We start from the raw sequence: 15,305 nt of genomic DNA, 5'->3' as shown, positions 1-15,305 counted from the left end.
CTACTTTGACGGCTTCGGCCACGTTTACAGCACGTCGAGGTCGACGAACCTCTCGCTCATCCGCGCGCCGCTGATCCATGGCGCCAGACCGCTCTGGCGCCATAGCCCGTCGAGCGTGGCATCGAACGCGGGCGGCACGTCGGCGTACGACTCCATCCACGTCTGCAACCCGTCGCGGGGCTCCGGCCTGCGCATGAGCGTACCACCAATCCCGGTCGCCTCGGCGACCGTTTCCATCCAGCGGTGCCAGTGCGGCAGCGCCTCGGCGGCGCGGTCGTCGGGCACCTTGAAGTAGACGTAGAGATGATCGCTCATGTGCGGGTTCCCCGGTGTTTCAACTCGCCGATTCCGCCTCGTTCGGCAGCGGCACTTCGTACGGCAACGCACGCGTGGCCAGCGGCGCCCCATCGGCGGCGCCCAGGTGCAGCGCACCGGCGGCCGCGTCGATCTTGAGTTCGGCCAGGCCGTCCCAGCCGCCCAGCGGCGACGGCGCGGCGTTGACGATCATGCCGCAGGGCTGCTGCGGATCTTCGGGGCGGAAGATCTCGCTCGCGGCGGCCGGCACGGCACCTTCGCCGCCCACCCGCCACATGCGCCGCTTGAGCGTGCCGCGATACTGGCTGCGCGCCACCACTTCCTGGCCCGGATAGCAGCCTTTCCGGAAATTCACCCCACCGATCAGCTCGAAGTTGATCATCTGCGGCACGAACTGTTCCTGCGTGGCCTGCGCGATGCGTGGAATGCCTGACGTCACCTCCAGCCAATCCCAGAATGCCGGTGCGGCGGCGGCCAGCGTGGCGCCCAGCGCCTGCTGCAACGCGTCGGCGCGGCCCGCCTCGGCCACGATCTGCCAGCGCGGCTCGCCCTCGGCGTCGGCCAGGCGGATCACGGTCACCCCGCCGGCATGGGCCACGGCCAGCGGGCCCTGCGGCGCGGGCAGCCCGGCCTGGCGCAGCGCGGCCTCGGCGCCGGCACCGGCCACGCCCAGCACGCGGTGCGTGGCGGTCAGGTCCGACAGCTTCGCCTTGGCGCGCAGCACGAACATGGACAGGCGCTTCTGGATCGGCGGCTGGATATCGGCCGACAGTTGCAGCACGACGCCTTCGGCATCGCGCCAGGTCAGGAAGCTGGCCATCAGCCGGCCCTTGGGCGAGCAATAGCCGGCCAGCCGGGCCGTATCGGCCGGCAGGTCGTCCACGGCGTTGGTCAGCTGGCTGTGCAGGAAGGTGGCGGCGTCGTCGCCGGCCACGCGGATCAGGCCCAGCCCGGCGGGCACGGCAAGGATGCCGGCGGCGGGCAGGGCGGCAAAGCTGTCGGCGAGAGACGGAAATTCAGTGGCGGACATGCAGGCGGTCCTGGAAGACGTGGAGCGGATGATCGGAATTGGGGGCAGTTGGGGGCGCCGGTGCCATCGCACAAGGCCGCGCGTGCGGTAACGTGTGGTGACACATGGGCCACAAGGCTCCCGGTATTATATGGGCCTGTCGCCATTCCGACCGCCTGCGGCGTTGAACCCGACCTGCAGGCGGGGGCATCGCGGCAGCCGGTCCCGCAAAGCTTCCAAACTACATGAAACGTCTGTTCCTGCGCCTGGTCGGGGTGCTGATCGTCTTCGCGGTGGCCGCCGTGGGCGGCTTCGCCTGGTGGGCGAACCAGCCGCTCGGCCTGTCCGCGTCGCCCGTCGAGGTCATCGTCAAGCCCAACTCGGGCGTGGCCAGCGTGGGCCGCCAGCTCCAGCGCGACGGCGTGGCGATGGACCCGCGCCTGTTCCAGTTGCTGGCGCGCGCCACCGGCCACGGTGCCGATCTCAAGGCGGGCGGCTACCAGTTCGAGACCGGCGTCACGCCGCTGCAGGTCATCGAGAAACTGGCGAAGGGCGACGTCTCGCATTACGTGGTCACCGTGATCGAAGGGTGGGAATTCCGCAAGATGCGCGCCGCCGTGGATGCCAGCCCGGCGCTGAAGCACGACACGCAGGGCATGTCCGACGAAGACCTGATGAAGGCGATCGGTGCGGCGGAAAAGTCACCCGAAGGGCTGTTCTTCCCCGATACCTACCTGTTTGCGCGCGGCAGCAGCGACATCGAGTTGTACAAGCACGCCTATCGCGCGATGCAGAAGCGGATCAACGAGGCCTGGAACGCCCGCGCGCCGGACCTGCCGTACAAGACCCCGTACGAGGCGCTGATCATGGCGTCGATCGTCGAGAAAGAGACCGGCCAGGCCGCCGAGCGCCCGATGATTGCGGCGGTGTTCGTCAACCGGCTGCGCAAGAACATGATGCTGCAGACTGATCCCACGGTGATCTACGGCATCGGGCCGAGCTTCGACGGCAATATCCGCAAGAAGGACCTGACCACCGACACCCCGTACAATACGTACACCCGAACCGGCCTGCCGCCGACGCCGATCGCGCTGCCGGGCCTGGCCTCGCTGGCCGCGGCCACCACGCCGGCGCCGTCCGACGCGCTGTACTTCGTGGCCCGGGGCGACGGCAGCAGCCATTTCTCCACCTCACTTCCCGAACACAACCGCGCGGTAGATAAATACCAGCGCGGCAAACAGTAATCCCATGCGCGGCAAATTCATCACTTTCGAAGGCATCGACGGCGCGGGCAAGAGTACCCATATCGAGTGGGTGGCCGAACGCCTGCGCACGCGCGGCCCGGTCGTGACCACGCGCGAGCCCGGCGGCACGCCGCTCGGCGAAGACCTGCGCCGCCTGCTGCTCCACCGCAAGATGGACCTCGAAACCGAGGCACTGCTGATGTTCGCGGCGCGGCGCGAGCACATTGCCGAGGTGATTGATCCGGCACTCGCACGCGGCGACTGGGTGATTTCTGATCGCTTCACCGATGCCACGTTTGCCTATCAGGGTGGGGGCCGGGGTTTGGCGCTCGACCGTCTGGAAGCATTGGAAACGTGGGTGCAGGGCAGCCTGCAGCCCGACCTGACGCTGCTGTTCGACGTGCCGCTGGAAACGGCGGCAGCCCGGCTGGCCAATGCCCGCGAGCCGGACAAATTCGAGGCCGAATCGCGTGCCTTCTTCGAGCGGACCCGTGCCGAATACCTGCGCCGCGCCGCGCAGGCGCCCCAGCGTTTCCGCGTCATCGATGCCACGCGCTCGATCGACCAGATTCGTGTGACGCTCGAAGACATCCTCGCAAGTATCTGATTTTGCGAGATTATATTGACATGATGATGTCGGCACGCGCTCTGTCGACAATACATGAGCAGTTCACTGTAACTGGTTGAATCGGATGCTTTATCCCTGGCAGAAAGAAGACTGGCTGCGCCTGACCGCGCTGCGCGACCGGCTGCCCCACGCGCTGCTGCTGCATGGCCAGCAAGGCATTGGCAAACGCGACCTCGCGTTGCATTTCGCACAGGGTTTGCTGTGCGAGACGCCGCTCGCGGACGGCCAGCCCTGCAACACCTGTGGCGCCTGCCATTGGTTCGGCCAGGGCAACCATCCCGATTTCACGGTGGTGCGGCCCGAGGCGCTCGAAGCCGGGGATGCCGATGGCGAGGCCGAATCGGGCAGCAGCAAGAAGAAGGCGCCCAGCAAGATCATCCGCATGGAACAGGTGCGCGGGCTGATCGAGGCCGTGGGCGTGGGCACGCACCGCGCCGGCCTGCGCGTGGTGGTGGTCTATCCGCTCGATGCATTGCAGACCGAGGGCGCCAACGCGCTGCTCAAGACACTGGAGGAGCCGCCCGCGTCCACGGTGTTCCTGCTGGTCACCGACCGCATCGACCGGGTGCTGCCGACCACGCTCTCGCGCTGCCGCCAGTTCCCGATGTCGCGTCCGAGCCAGGCCGCTGCGCTCGACTGGCTACGCAGCCAGGGCGTGGCCGATGTGGAAGCCCAACTGGCCCAGGCCGGCGGCGCGCCGCTGACGGCGCTGCACGCGGCCGAGGCCGAGGAACAGCCGCTGCTGCGCGCGCTGGTCGGGCAGTTGGGGGCCGGCGCCGCCTTCGACGCGCTGGCGGCGGCCGAGCAGTTCCAGAAGCTGCCGGTACCGCTGGTGCTGGGCGCGCTGCAACGCTGGACCTACGATCTGCTGTCGCTGGGCCTGGGTACGGGTGCGGCGCGTTATTTCCCGAAGGAGCAGGCGGCGCTCGGACGTTGTGCCGGCGCAACCGATGCCTACCGGCTTCAGGCGTTCGCGGGGCGGCTCGTCAATCATCGCCGCAGCGAGAATCACCCGCTGGCGGCGCGGCTGGTCATGGAGTCGGTCTTTCTCGACTACCGGCAACTGTTCCGGTGAGCGCGGCCATTGCTTGAGAACTGTCTGAAACTGCATACCGCCCGTAGGCAGGGCGGTGGGCACGTGGTAAAAATCGGCAGTCAACGATAAGAGCCTGCGCAAAGCGGGCAACCAGCAAGGGGTCAAACATGAATGCACCAGCCACACCAGGCATGACGCCGCCGCGGGCGGCGCCGTCCGGCCCGGCAGCGGGCGCGGCGGCGAGCCCGGCAGGTCCGGCCACGGCCGGCGCGGCGCAGCGTCCGAACGTGCTGTCGCTGTCGATCAAGGATCAGGCCGGGCTGTATGCCGCGTACATGCCGTTCCTGGCGCGCGGCGGCATTTTCGTGCCGTCGAACCGGCCGTTCCGGCTCGGCGAAGCGGTCTTCCTGGTGCTGTCGCTGCTGGACCGCCCGCAGAAGTACCAGGTGCAGGGCACCGTGGCCTGGATCACGCCGGCCGGTACCCCGATGAAGACGCCCGGCGTGGGCGTGCATCTGCCGGACGACGATAACGGCCGCAACCTGAAGCGCGCGGTCGAGGAACTGCTGGGCAAGACGATTGAATCGGGGCGCCCCACACAGACGCTTTGAGTTGAGGAACAACGCGAAAATTGTTTCGCAAGTTATTGTATTTATGAGTCATTCTGGATTTTCCGTGCGGCTGGCCACGCGCGAGGACCTGCCCAGCATCGTCGGGATCTACAACAGCACCGTGGCGTCGCGGATGGTCACGGCCGATACCGAGCCGGTCAGCGTGGCTTCGCGCGAGGCGTGGTTCGAGGCCCACCGGCCCGAGCGTCGCCCGCTCTGGGTCTGCGAGGACGCCGGGGGCCGCATGGCTGGCTGGGTCAGTTTTTCGGATTTCTACGGCCGGCCCGCCTACGGTGCCACCGCCGAGGTTTCGATCTACCTGCACGAGGACTATCGTGGCAAGGGGCTCGGCCGCTTCCTGCTGGACCAGGCCGTGGCGCATGCGCCGGCGGTCGGCGTCAATACGCTGCTGGGTTTCATCTTCGGCCACAATGCGCCAAGCCTGGCGTTGTTCGAGCGGCACGGCTTCACGCGCTGGGGCGACTTGCCGCGCGTGGCGGTGCTCGACGGCGTCGAGCGCGACCTGATCATCCTGGGGCGCCGGCTCGACTGAGGCCGCATTAAGAGAATTACGATGTTCGTCGATTCACACTGTCATATCGATTTCCCCGACCTGTCCGCGCGCCTGCCGGAACTGCTGGCCAACATGGCGGCCAACCAGGTCACCCACGCGCTGTGCATTTCGGTCACGCTCGAAGACTTTCCGCGCGTGCTGGCGCTGGCCGAGCAGCATCCGAACCTCTACGCGTCGGTGGGCGTGCATCCGGACTACGAGGAAGATGCCGAGGAGCCCACGCTGGAGCGGCTGGTCACGCTGTCGGCCCATCCGCGCGTGGTGGGCACCGGCGAGACGGGCCTCGACTATTACCGCCTGAATGGCCGCAGCATCGCCGACATGGAATGGCAGCGCGAGCGCTTCCGCACCCATATCCGCGCCGCGCGCCAGACCGGCAAGCCGCTGATCATCCATACGCGCTCGTCGGCCGACGACACGATCCGGCTGATGCAGGAGGAAAACGCCCGCGAGGCCGGTGGCGTGATGCACTGCTTCACCGAGACGTGGGACATCGCCAAGCGGGCGCTGGACGAGGACTTCCATATCTCGTTCTCGGGCATCGTCACGTTCAAGAGCGCGGCCGACCTGCAGGAGACGGCAAGGAAGGTGCCGCTCGACCGCATGCTGATCGAGACCGATTCGCCGTACCTGGCGCCGGTGCCGTATCGCGGCAAGACCAACGAACCGGCCTGGGTGCGCCATGTGGGCGAGTTCATCGCCCAGTTGCGCGGCGTGCCCGTGGCCCAGGTGGCAGAGCAGACCACGGAGAATTTCTTCCGTCTGTTCAAGCATATAGACAGGAAAGCTCATGTTTGATATCAAGATCCGCCGACTGCTGTCGGCGATGGCGCTGGTGGGCCTCTCGACCATGGCTGGCTGCGCGATGGTGCAGGCGGCCCCGGCCGACGACATGCGCAAGGCCGTGGAATTCGATGACGGCAACACGGTGCAGAAGCTGCTGCAGCGCGGCGTGGACCCGAATCTCGTGGATAGCCGTGGCAACCCGATGCTGGTACTGGCGCTGCGCGAGAAATCGACCAAGGCGGCCAAGGCGCTGATCAAGGCAAAGAACATCGATCTCGACAAGACCAACCCGGCTGGAGAGAACGCGCTGATGATGGCGGCGCTGCAGGGCGACCTCGACAGCATCAAGCTGATGGTCGACGGCGAGGAAGCCGAGGTGAACAAGAAGGGTTGGGCGCCGCTGCACTATGCGGCCACCAATGGCCACAACGACGTGGTCAAGTATCTTGTGGATCACGCGGCCTATATCGACGCCGAGAGCCCGAACGGCACCACGCCGCTGATGATGGCGGCGCGCGGCGGCCATATCGACACGGTCAAGCTGCTGCTGGACGAGGGTGCGGACCTGCGGATCAAGAACCAGCAGGGCATGACGGTGATCGACTTCGCCGAGCAGTACAACCAGAAGGAGATCGCCGACGGGTTGAAATCGCGCTGGCAGAAAGCCTATGGCAATGTGCCGGCGCCCGCGCCCAAGCCCAAGCCGTGGACTCCGCCGAACGGCCAGCCGCAGCCCAAGGCTTACTGACCGCCGTGGTCAGTTCCCCCTGGGCGCCCGCTCAGGGGAATTCGCGCTCGGAAATCGGCACCGAGCGCGAGGTGCCGCCCGGCACCCCATAAAGCCGGAACACATTGCGGTTGGCACTGGTGCCGCCGCCGGCTTCCTTCAGCTCGGTCAGATCGAACCGTTCCGACCGGAACAACTCCCCCGTATCCAGGCTCTGGTAGCGCAGGTCGTAGCTGCCCGGCGAGATCGCGTCCATCGTGAACGTGGCGCCGCTGCGCACGAAACTGGTGCGCACCGGCAGCGGCGTGTTGCCATCCACCGCCACCAGTTTCAGCAGCACGTCCGAGCGGCTGGACGAATTGTCGACGGTCAGCGTCGAGAGCCCGCTGTCGTTGAGCACGGGATAGCCGGGCAGGTAGCCTGACTGCGCCGGCCACGGCAGGCCGCGCGGCGTCAGCGAGGGGCGCACGTATTTTGACTCGCGCGCCGGCGCTGGCGTGACCGCGTGGGCGATCGACGCCAGCGAGGGCAGTGCCGACAGCGACTGCGCGGCCTCGGGCGCGGCGGTGTTGCGGCCCGCCGTGGCATCGCTCGACCAGTCGCCGAGCAGCACCACGATCAGCGCGCCGATGCCGGCATACAGCGCCAGCGAGCCGTACTTCGGCAGCGGCGCGGCCGGGCCCTCTTGTGGCGGCGTCTCGCGCCAGAAGCGGCGCGGCTTGCGCGGGCGGGCGGCCCGGGGCTCCCGGGCTGGTCTTGTCCTGAATTCCGGTTCGGGCGGCGGGGGCGGCGGTTGGGGCGCGGCCCGCTGCGCCTGTTGGCGCTGGGCGGCCTGGCGCTGCTGGTGGGCCTGCGCGGCTGCGGCGGTGCGCTGGGCCTGCGCACGCCGCAGCTTCTGGTCGGCTTCGAGCTTTTCCTGGGCGACGATCCACTGGTCATGCTCGGCCCGCTTCCCGGGATCGCGCAGCACGTCATAGGCGGCGTTCAGCAGCCGCATGATGCGGTTCGCTTCCTCGCCGTCGGCATGACGGTCGGGGTGGTATTTCTGGCTCAGGGACTTGTACGCGGCCCGGATGACTTCCGGGGGCGCGTCGCGCGAGACCTTGAGATTGTCGTAGTGGGTATGCATCAGGCGGGAAAGACGCAATATCGGAGGTCGACAACAGCTAACGGCAAATCGGGACGAATCTCAAGCCGCGTTTGTCTGACGCCGGGGTGGGCGCGCGTCGGGCGGCGCTCCACTATCACGCATTCGGGGGGTGACGTCTGCGGGGTGCCGAACACTGGCGTGGCCGGCGCGCCGCAAGGACGCCGCCGGCTGCATTCTAGGAATACGCCGGGGCGCGCGCCAGTTACACGTATGGATGATTGGCTACCGGACGACAACCGCCTAATCTCCGCGTCGAAACGTGCGTTTACCGAATTTGAGGCAGTTGCATCGATTTTGTTGCATTCGGAGCATGTTCGCCATGCTCCCGTCCCCGACGCCTTGCCCGCGAGCCCCCCATGAATACCGTCGCCATCCTGCTGTCGGCCTTCCTGCTGTCCGTGATTGCCCTCGGGGCCTTCATCTGGAGCATGCAGAAGGGTTGGTTCGATACGTCCAGTGCCGCCGCGCGCGTGATCTTCCACGACGCCGAGGGCACGCACCCCGAGGACCCGGCCTCGGCCCGGGGCGATGCCGGCGTGGCCGACCCCTCGCGCGCCGCGGCCGACCAGTCGTCGGCGCCCGTGGTGTTCCTGTTCATCTGCTGCGCGATGGTCTGGCTGCTGGTGGCCTCCACGGCCGGGCTGACCGCGTCGATCAAGCTCCACGCGCCCGACTGGCTGGCCTCGGTGCCGTGGCTGACGTTTGGCCGCATCCGCACGATCCATCTGAACGCGGTGGCCTACGGCTGGGCGCCGATGGCGGGGCTTGGCATCGCCATGTTCCTGCTGCCGCGCCTGCTGCGCACGCCGCTGGTAGGCGCGCGCTGGGCGGTGCTGGGCGCGGCGCTGTGGAACGCCGGGCTGATTGCCGGCATCGGCAGCATCGGGGCGGGGATTTCAGACGGGCTGGAGTGGCTGGAGATCCCGTGGCAGGTCGATATCCTGTTCGTGATCGGTGGTGCCTTCGTGGGTATTCCGCTGGTGCTGACGCTGGTCAACCGCAAGGTGGACCACCTCTACGTGTCGGTCTGGTACATGGGCTGCGCGCTGTTCTGGTTCCCGGTGCTGTTCCTGGTGGCCAACATTCCGGGCCTGCATTTCGGGGTGGAGCAGGCCACCATGAACTGGTGGTTCGGCCATAACGTGCTGGGGCTGTTCTACACGCCGCTGGCGCTGGCGTCGATCTACTACTTCCTGCCCAAGGTGATTGGCCAGCCGGTGAAGTCCTATGGGCTGTCGCTGCTGGGCTTCTGGGCGCTGGCGTTCTTCTACGGGCAGGTGGGCGGCCATCACCTGGTGGGCGGACCGGTGCCGGGCTGGCTGATCACGCTGTCGATCGTGCAGAGCATGATGATGCTGATCCCGGTGATCGCGTTCTCGATCAACCAGCACCAGACGCTGCGCGGCAACTTCCACCGGCTGATCGATTCGCCCACGCTGCGCTTCATGACCTTCGGCGGCATGATGTACACGCTCAGCTCGATCCAGGGCTCGTTCGAGGCGCTGCGGGCGGTCAACCGCGTCACCCACTTCACGCACTACACCGTGGCGCACGCCCACCTGGGGCTGTACGCGTTCGTAAGCTTTGCGTTCTTCGGCGCCATCTATTTCATCGTGCCGCGCATCACGGGCCGCGAGTGGCCGTACCGCTGGCTGATCTACGCCCATTTCTGGCTGGCCGTGGGCGGCATCGGCGTGTATTTCGTGGGCCTGAGCATCGGCGGCTGGCTGCAGGGCGAGGCGATGCTCGACGCCGCGCGCGCGTTCATGGAATCGGTGACGCTGACCGTGCCGTACCTGAAGGCGCGTTCGGTGGGCGGCGCGATGATGCTGGCCAGCCACCTGTGCTTCGTCGCCAACTTCGTCTGCGTGGCGTTCGGGCTGGGGCCCAACCGCAGCCGTCCCGCGCTGTTCCACCAGGGCAACCAGCCCGCCGAGGGAGTCTGACCGTGAACAACGAGAGCGCCCTGCTGGCGGGCGGCATGACCATGCTCGCGCTGGCCACCAGCGCCCTGGTGGTGCTGCCGTACATGCAGCTGCACGACGTGAAGCCGACCGAGGGGCTCAAGCCCTATACCGCCGCGCAACTGCGCGGGCGGGAGGTCTATATCGCCAACGGCTGCATCTACTGCCACTCACAGCAGCCCCGCGACACCGCGTTCGCACCCGATGCCAAACGCGGCTGGGGCCGGGCGGCCACGGCCGGCGACTATTACTACGACAAGCCCCACCTGCTCGGCACCATGCGCACCGGGCCGGACCTGATGAACATTGGCGTGCGCCAGCCCAGTGCGGACTGGCACCTGGGCCACCTGTACCAGCCCCGCGCCTATGTGAGCGGCAGCCTGATGCCGTCCTATCCGTTCCTGTTCGATGTCAAGGACGCGCCCGAGGCCGGCGAGAAGGCCGTGGCGCTGCCGCCCGGCTATGCGCCGGTGGGCAAGGTGGTGGTGCCAACCGGGGCCGCGCTCGACCTGGTGGCCTACCTCCAGTCGCTGAACCGCACCGGCGCCGTGCTGCCGCCCCCGGGAGACTGACGCATGGCCGATTCTCCAGATCCACGCCAGGCCGAGGCCGGCGAAGCACGGCAGGCCGCTGCCGCCCGCGCCCGCGAGTACGACGACCCGCACGAGAACCGCATGCCGATCCCGCGCTATGTGCTGGCCATGGTGGCGGCGCTGGTGGCCTGGGGCGCGTACTACATCGTCACCGCGCCGATCGACCAGCCCCCGGCGCTGGGTGACCAGCGCACCGTGGCCGACCTGCACGGCACCCCCCGCGCGGCCGGCGCCAGCGTGGACGGCGCCGCGCTGTTCCAGAGCCACTGCGTGGCCTGCCACCAGGCCAGCGGGCAGGGCCTGCCGGGCGTGTTCCCGCCGCTGGCCGGCTCGGAATGGGTGACCGGCAGCGACGCCCGGGCGGCAAAGATCGTGCTGCGCGGCGTGACCGGCAAGCTGACCGTCAAGGGCACGGCCTACAACGGCGCGATGCCGGCGTTCGCCGCCCAGCTTGGCGATGCCGAGATCGCCGCCGTGCTGAGCCACGTGCGCAGCCAGTGGGGCAACACGGCCCCGGCGGTGACGCCAGAGACCGTGGCGGCGGCGCGGGCCGAGACGGCCGCCATGCAGGCCCCGTTCGATGGCGACGCGGCGCTTGGCGCGCCCGGCGGATAGCCGAATGTCCAGAAGGGCGGCCGCCGGCCCGTGGCTGGCGCTGGCGGCGGTGCTGCTGCTGGGCGGCGCGGCGCTATACCAGCTGACCGCCGGGCTGTCGGCCTGGACGCTCGACCAGCGGCGCGAAACCCGCATCGCACGCCAGACGCTGCGGCTGCCGGCGCTCGACGTGCGCAACCAGCATGGGCGTCCGCTGCGGCTGTTCGGGGCCGGCGGGGCGGCTGGCCCCGGCCCGGCGGTCCATATCGTCGACTTCATCTACACGCGCTGTCCCACGGTCTGCCGCGCTTTGGGTGCCGAATTTGCCCAGTTGTCGCGTCAGGTCGAGGCCGATGGCATGGCGGGGCGCATCGGGCTGGTCTCCCTGTCGTTCGATCCGCGCGATACCGTGGGCGACCTGCTCGGCTACGCCGGCACCTACCAGGCCCGGGCGCCGGGCTGGCAGGTGGCCGCTGCGGCGCCGGACGCCATGGCCGATCTGCTGCATCAGGCCGAGGTCATCGCCATCGCGGACGGGCTGGGCGGTTTCGAGCACAACGGCGGGCTGCATGTGGTCGATGCCGGGGGCAGGGTGCTGTCGGTCCATCCGCTGGAGGATTTCCAGCAAGCCTACGCAGCGGCGCTGGCCCATGCCAGGGGAGCCCGGCCATGAGCCGCCCCGGCCTGCGGCTGGCCTGCCTGCTGTGCCTGCTGCCGGCCCTGCCGCCGCTGCGCGCGCTGTGCGAAGCGTCGATGGCGCTGCTGATGCTCGGCCTGATGCCGGCCCTGTTCGCGGCCGGCGCGCTGCTGCCGGGGCTGCTGTCCGGGCGCCGCCATGCCGCGCTGGTGGCGGGCCTGCGGCCCTACGGCCTGGCGCTGGGCGTGGTGGCGTCGCTGGCGCTGGGCCTCTGGATGCTGCCGATCGCGGTCGATCTGTCGCGCCTGTCCGGGCCGATGGGGCTCGCGCGCGATGCCTCGCTGATCCTCGCGGGCCTGGCCGCGCATGTCGGCCTGCGTGTGGCGCCGTGGCCACTAGTGCTGTTTTTTGGCGGAAATATGGTCTGGATGGGCCTGACCTTTGGCATGCTGTTCATCGATGCGCCCAACCGGCTGTGCGCGAGCTACCTGCTCGGCGACCAGCGGCTGGCCGGCATCGGGCTGGTGGCCTACGCGGCGGGCGTGGGCCTGTGGTTGCTGGTCAGGACGGCGCGGCAGGCGGAACTGCCCGCGCATCGTCCCCCGGCCAGGCACTGAAGAAAAAACTAAAGATCCGGCCAATCCTGCCGATAAACGCGGCCAACGGCAGATGTCGGCAGAAGTCAGAGAACGGGGCCTGGACAGAGCCCCGCTTGACCGGGAACGCGGAGTCCGGCTTCGCGCCCATTGAACACAGGGGCAAGTACATGCTGAGAAGAATCAAGGCAGAACAACTGCAGATAGGCATGTTTGTGGCAAGGCTGGGCGGGCCGTGGATCAACCACCCGTTCTGGCGCTCGCGCTTCCTGGTGTCCAGCGACGAGCAGGTGGAGCAGATCCAGGCGGCCAACGTGCAGGATGTGTGGATCGACATCCTCAAGGGCCGCAACCTCCCGACCCCGGCCGCGCCGGACATGCTCGAAGAGACCGACGAGGCCGACGAGCCCGAAGCCAGCTTCGAGAGCGAACTGGAGCGCGCCCGGGAACTGATCAAGGCGGGCCGGGCGCTGATCGGCAACCTGTTCAGCGACGTGCGCATGGGCCGCGCGCTGGAAACCCACGGCGCGCTGCTGCTGGTGGATTCGGCATCGAACTCGCTGTCGCGCCACTCCCAGGCGCTGCTGGCCATGGCCCGGCTCAAGGCCAAGGACGACTACACCTACCTGCACTCGTTCTCGGTCTGCGCGCTGATGATCGCCGTGGGCCGCAACCTGAAGCTGCCCGATGGCGAGGTGCGCGAACTGGGCCTGGCCGGGCTGGTGCACGACATCGGCAAGCTGACGCTGCCGGAATCGCTGCTGCTCAAGGGCGGCGATCTCTCGCCGTCCGAGGAAGAGAAGATGCGGCGCCACCCGTCGGCCGGCTACCGCATCCTCAACGAGGCGCGGCTCTACAGCAACATCCCGCTCGATGTCTGCGTGCACCACCACGAACGCGTGGACGGGCGCGGCTACCCGTTCGGGCTGGTCGAGCATGAAATCAGCGTCCACGCCAAGATCGCGGCGATCTGCGACACCTACGACGCGCTGACGTCGCCGCGCCCGGGCCATCCGGCGTGGTCGCCGGCGCGGGCCATGGAGTACATCGCGGTGCGCGTGGACACGCTGTTCGACCGGCGCGTGTTCAAGGCTTTCACCCGCACGGTGGGCATCTACCCGCTGGGCACGGTGCTGCGGCTGCGCTCGGGCCGGCTGGCCGTGGTGTGCGGCCAGAACGAGGGCGAGACGCTGCGCCCGCGCGTGATGACGTTCTACTCGGTGGCCGAATCGAAGCCGCTGGCGCCCGAGGTGATCGACCTGACGCATAGCGACGACACCGTGACCGCCTTCGAAGACCCCACCCAGTGGGGCTTTACCGACGACCAGCTGATGGCGATGTACGCGCCGCACGCAAATTAAGGAAACGGCTATTTGGACGGTCCGGCGGCATGAGACGAATCTGATTGCGCAGCCGGCGCCTGCCAAAAGCGCGGCAGGGCGTCGCAAGGCTAGTAAACTCCGGGCTTGACCTGACTGTTACGACGCCTGGCCCTCATGACTTTTGACGCACTGCTGGACCTGTTCCAGCGCCGCATCCCCGCCCAGCCCTGGGCCCAGATCTCGCTCTACGTGCTGGCGCTCGTGGCCATTGCCGCGCTCGCGCAGTGGCTCGTGGCGCGCGTGGTGGGCCGCGTGGTCTACCGCGTGCTGAGCCTGTCCGGCAACCGTGAATGGGCCGCCGCGCTGATGCGCCACCGCACCTACCGCCGCCTCGGCTACGCGGTGTTCCTGGCCGTGATCACGGTGGGCGTCAGCCAGGTGCCGGACCTCGGCAAGTTCTCGCTGCTGATCGAACGGCTGGCGCATGCCGGCACCTGGGTCAGCGTGTTCCTGATGGTGTCTGGCATCCTGAACGCCTGGCAGACCGTGTTCGCGGCCAGCCGGCGGGCCCAGACGCGCTCCATCAAGGGCTATGTGCAGGTGGCCCAGCTGGCGCTGTGGCTGATCTGCGGGGTGCTGGTGCTGTCGATCCTGATCGACCGCTCGCCGCTGTGGATGCTGTCGGGGATCGGCGCGGTGTCGGCGGTGCTGCTGCTGGTGTTCAAGGACACGCTGCTGTCGCTGGTGGCCAGCACGCAGCTGACGTCCAACGACATGCTGCGCATCGGCGACTGGATCGAAATGCCGCAGTCCAACGCCGACGGCTTCGTGATGGACATCGCGCTGCACACGGTCAAGGTCAAGAACTGGGACAACACCGTGACCACGGTGCCCACCTACAAGCTGTTCTCGGAAAGCTACCGCAACTACCGCCACATGTTCGAGTCCGGCGCGCGCCGCATCAAGCGCACGCTGCGTATCGACGCCTCGACGGTGCGGTTCCTCGACGATGCCGAGGTCACGGCACTGATGCGCTTCCGGCTGCTGCACGACTACCTGGAGGTCAAGCAGCAGGAGGTGGAGCAGACCAACCGCGTGCTGCTGGGCGAGAACACCGACCCGGTCAACCGCCGCCGGCTGACCAACCTCGGCACCTTCCGCGCCTATGGCATCGCCTTCCTGCGCGCCCACCCCGAGATCCACCATGACCTGCTGCTGAACCTGCGGATGATGGAGCCGGACTCGCAGGGCATTCCGCTGGAAGTGTATTGCTTCACCAACCGGACCGGCTGGACCGACTACGAGCGGATTCAGGGGGATATTTTCGACCACCTGCTGGCGATCCTGCCCGAACTGGGGCTACGGCTGTACCAGTCGCCATCGGGCGCGGACCTGAGCGCGGCGCGGCAGCAGTCGCAGTACGGCGCGCACGCGGCCATGGCGGCTGCGGCGACCGACCCGGGAGCCAGGGAACCGGCCCAGGCGCAGATGGATTGGGCCGACAGGGTGGTTTGATTCC

The 15,305-nt window shown here is 68.1% G+C and carries 17 protein-coding genes; 14 read left to right on the top strand and 3 right to left on the bottom strand.

Annotated features, from left to right (window positions below):
- Positions 1-24: 24 nt before the first annotated feature.
- The gene (locus tag EV147_RS06135; RefSeq protein ID WP_130390200.1) at positions 25-315 is read right to left on the bottom strand and encodes a DUF4936 family protein; all 291 of its coding nucleotides are present in this window, start codon (positions 313-315) and stop codon (positions 25-27) included.
- A gap of 19 nt (positions 316-334) precedes the next feature.
- Positions 335-1,345, bottom strand: coding sequence for a CAF17-like 4Fe-4S cluster assembly/insertion protein YgfZ (ygfZ, locus tag EV147_RS06130; RefSeq protein WP_130390199.1), 1,011 nt, complete (start codon positions 1,343-1,345; stop codon positions 335-337).
- A 224-nt stretch (positions 1,346-1,569) separates the two neighbouring features.
- On the opposite strand from ygfZ, the gene mltG reads away from it, so the two are divergent.
- From mltG to EV147_RS06095, 7 genes are all read left to right on the top strand, one after another.
- On the top strand, positions 1,570-2,568 hold the full coding sequence (gene mltG / locus EV147_RS06125; RefSeq protein WP_130390198.1) for an endolytic transglycosylase MltG: 999 nt from the start codon (positions 1,570-1,572) through the stop codon (positions 2,566-2,568).
- A 4-nt stretch (positions 2,569-2,572) separates the two neighbouring features.
- Entirely contained in the window at positions 2,573-3,175 is a 603-nt protein-coding gene (gene tmk / locus EV147_RS06120) for a dTMP kinase (RefSeq protein WP_130390197.1), read from the top strand.
- An 85-nt stretch (positions 3,176-3,260) separates the two neighbouring features.
- Positions 3,261-4,271 carry a DNA polymerase III subunit delta' gene (locus EV147_RS06115; RefSeq protein ID WP_130390196.1) on the top strand — a complete coding sequence of 337 codons (1,011 nt, stop codon included), beginning with the start codon at positions 3,261-3,263 and terminating at the stop codon, positions 4,269-4,271.
- Between the two features lie 128 nt (positions 4,272-4,399).
- The gene (locus EV147_RS06110; RefSeq protein ID WP_235844614.1) at positions 4,400-4,843 is read left to right on the top strand and encodes a PilZ domain-containing protein; all 444 of its coding nucleotides are present in this window, start codon (positions 4,400-4,402) and stop codon (positions 4,841-4,843) included.
- Between the two features lie 43 nt (positions 4,844-4,886).
- Positions 4,887-5,396, top strand: coding sequence for a GNAT family N-acetyltransferase (locus EV147_RS06105; RefSeq protein WP_130390195.1), 510 nt, complete (start codon positions 4,887-4,889; stop codon positions 5,394-5,396).
- 21 nt (positions 5,397-5,417) lie between these two features.
- Entirely contained in the window at positions 5,418-6,215 is a 798-nt protein-coding gene (locus EV147_RS06100; protein ID WP_130390194.1) for a TatD family hydrolase, read from the top strand.
- Positions 6,208-6,951: an ankyrin repeat domain-containing protein gene (locus tag EV147_RS06095; protein WP_130390193.1), complete on the top strand. Its 744-nt coding sequence runs from the start codon at positions 6,208-6,210 to the stop codon at positions 6,949-6,951. The genes EV147_RS06100 and EV147_RS06095 overlap by 8 nt, the downstream gene beginning before the upstream one ends.
- A gap of 31 nt (positions 6,952-6,982) precedes the next feature.
- Here the strand turns inward: EV147_RS06095 and EV147_RS26080 are convergent, their stop codons facing one another.
- Positions 6,983-8,077 carry a J domain-containing protein gene (locus tag EV147_RS26080; RefSeq protein ID WP_235844613.1) on the bottom strand — a complete coding sequence of 365 codons (1,095 nt, stop codon included), beginning with the start codon at positions 8,075-8,077 and terminating at the stop codon, positions 6,983-6,985.
- A gap of 359 nt (positions 8,078-8,436) precedes the next feature.
- Here EV147_RS26080 and EV147_RS06080 point away from each other — a divergent pair, with 359 nt between their 5' ends.
- From EV147_RS06080 to EV147_RS06050, 7 genes are all read left to right on the top strand, one after another.
- The gene (locus EV147_RS06080; protein ID WP_130390191.1) at positions 8,437-10,026 is read left to right on the top strand and encodes a cbb3-type cytochrome c oxidase subunit I; all 1,590 of its coding nucleotides are present in this window, start codon (positions 8,437-8,439) and stop codon (positions 10,024-10,026) included.
- A gap of 2 nt (positions 10,027-10,028) precedes the next feature.
- Positions 10,029-10,616 carry a cbb3-type cytochrome c oxidase subunit II gene (locus EV147_RS06075; protein ID WP_198680176.1) on the top strand — a complete coding sequence of 196 codons (588 nt, stop codon included), beginning with the start codon at positions 10,029-10,031 and terminating at the stop codon, positions 10,614-10,616.
- Positions 10,617-10,619: 3 nt separating this feature from the next.
- Complete coding sequence (locus EV147_RS06070) at positions 10,620-11,252, top strand: c-type cytochrome (protein ID WP_130390190.1); 633 nt, start codon at positions 10,620-10,622, stop codon at positions 11,250-11,252.
- A 4-nt stretch (positions 11,253-11,256) separates the two neighbouring features.
- Positions 11,257-11,904: an SCO family protein gene (locus EV147_RS06065; protein ID WP_130390189.1), complete on the top strand. Its 648-nt coding sequence runs from the start codon at positions 11,257-11,259 to the stop codon at positions 11,902-11,904.
- Entirely contained in the window at positions 11,901-12,485 is a 585-nt protein-coding gene (locus EV147_RS06060; protein WP_130390188.1) for a hypothetical protein, read from the top strand. The genes EV147_RS06065 and EV147_RS06060 overlap by 4 nt, the downstream gene beginning before the upstream one ends.
- A gap of 149 nt (positions 12,486-12,634) precedes the next feature.
- On the top strand, positions 12,635-13,825 hold the full coding sequence (locus EV147_RS06055) for an HD-GYP domain-containing protein (RefSeq protein ID WP_130390187.1): 1,191 nt from the start codon (positions 12,635-12,637) through the stop codon (positions 13,823-13,825).
- A 135-nt stretch (positions 13,826-13,960) separates the two neighbouring features.
- Positions 13,961-15,301: a mechanosensitive ion channel family protein gene (locus EV147_RS06050; protein ID WP_130390186.1), complete on the top strand. Its 1,341-nt coding sequence runs from the start codon at positions 13,961-13,963 to the stop codon at positions 15,299-15,301.
- Positions 15,302-15,305 lie beyond the last annotated feature (4 nt).

It is taken from the genome of Cupriavidus agavae, assembly GCF_004217045.1.
Lineage (GTDB): Bacteria > Pseudomonadota > Gammaproteobacteria > Burkholderiales > Burkholderiaceae > Cupriavidus > Cupriavidus agavae.
This window is presented reverse-complemented; position numbering and strand designations above follow the sequence as displayed.

What these genes read in the sequence shown, in the direction of transcription:
- EV147_RS06110 (WP_235844614.1), top strand. Translation starts at nt 4,400, where the DNA reads ATGAATGCACCAGCCACACCAGGCATGACGCCGCCGCGGGCGGCGCCG.
- EV147_RS06050 (WP_130390186.1), top strand. Translation starts at nt 13,961, where the DNA reads ATGACTTTTGACGCACTGCTGGACCTGTTCCAGCGCCGCATCCCCGCC.
- EV147_RS06070 (WP_130390190.1), top strand. Translation starts at nt 10,620, where the DNA reads ATGGCCGATTCTCCAGATCCACGCCAGGCCGAGGCCGGCGAAGCACGG.
- EV147_RS06080 (WP_130390191.1), top strand. Translation starts at nt 8,437, where the DNA reads ATGAATACCGTCGCCATCCTGCTGTCGGCCTTCCTGCTGTCCGTGATT.
- mltG (WP_130390198.1), top strand. Translation starts at nt 1,570, where the DNA reads ATGAAACGTCTGTTCCTGCGCCTGGTCGGGGTGCTGATCGTCTTCGCG.
- EV147_RS06105 (WP_130390195.1), top strand. Translation starts at nt 4,887, where the DNA reads ATGAGTCATTCTGGATTTTCCGTGCGGCTGGCCACGCGCGAGGACCTG.
- EV147_RS06115 (WP_130390196.1), top strand. Translation starts at nt 3,261, where the DNA reads ATGCTTTATCCCTGGCAGAAAGAAGACTGGCTGCGCCTGACCGCGCTG.
- EV147_RS06095 (WP_130390193.1), top strand. Translation starts at nt 6,208, where the DNA reads ATGTTTGATATCAAGATCCGCCGACTGCTGTCGGCGATGGCGCTGGTG.
- tmk (WP_130390197.1), top strand. Translation starts at nt 2,573, where the DNA reads ATGCGCGGCAAATTCATCACTTTCGAAGGCATCGACGGCGCGGGCAAG.
- EV147_RS06060 (WP_130390188.1), top strand. Translation starts at nt 11,901, where the DNA reads ATGAGCCGCCCCGGCCTGCGGCTGGCCTGCCTGCTGTGCCTGCTGCCG.
- EV147_RS06100 (WP_130390194.1), top strand. Translation starts at nt 5,418, where the DNA reads ATGTTCGTCGATTCACACTGTCATATCGATTTCCCCGACCTGTCCGCG.
- EV147_RS06055 (WP_130390187.1), top strand. Translation starts at nt 12,635, where the DNA reads ATGCTGAGAAGAATCAAGGCAGAACAACTGCAGATAGGCATGTTTGTG.
- EV147_RS06135 (WP_130390200.1), bottom strand. Translation starts at nt 315, where the DNA reads ATGAGCGATCATCTCTACGTCTACTTCAAGGTGCCCGACGACCGCGCC.
- ygfZ (WP_130390199.1), bottom strand. Translation starts at nt 1,345, where the DNA reads ATGTCCGCCACTGAATTTCCGTCTCTCGCCGACAGCTTTGCCGCCCTG.
- EV147_RS06065 (WP_130390189.1), top strand. Translation starts at nt 11,257, where the DNA reads ATGTCCAGAAGGGCGGCCGCCGGCCCGTGGCTGGCGCTGGCGGCGGTG.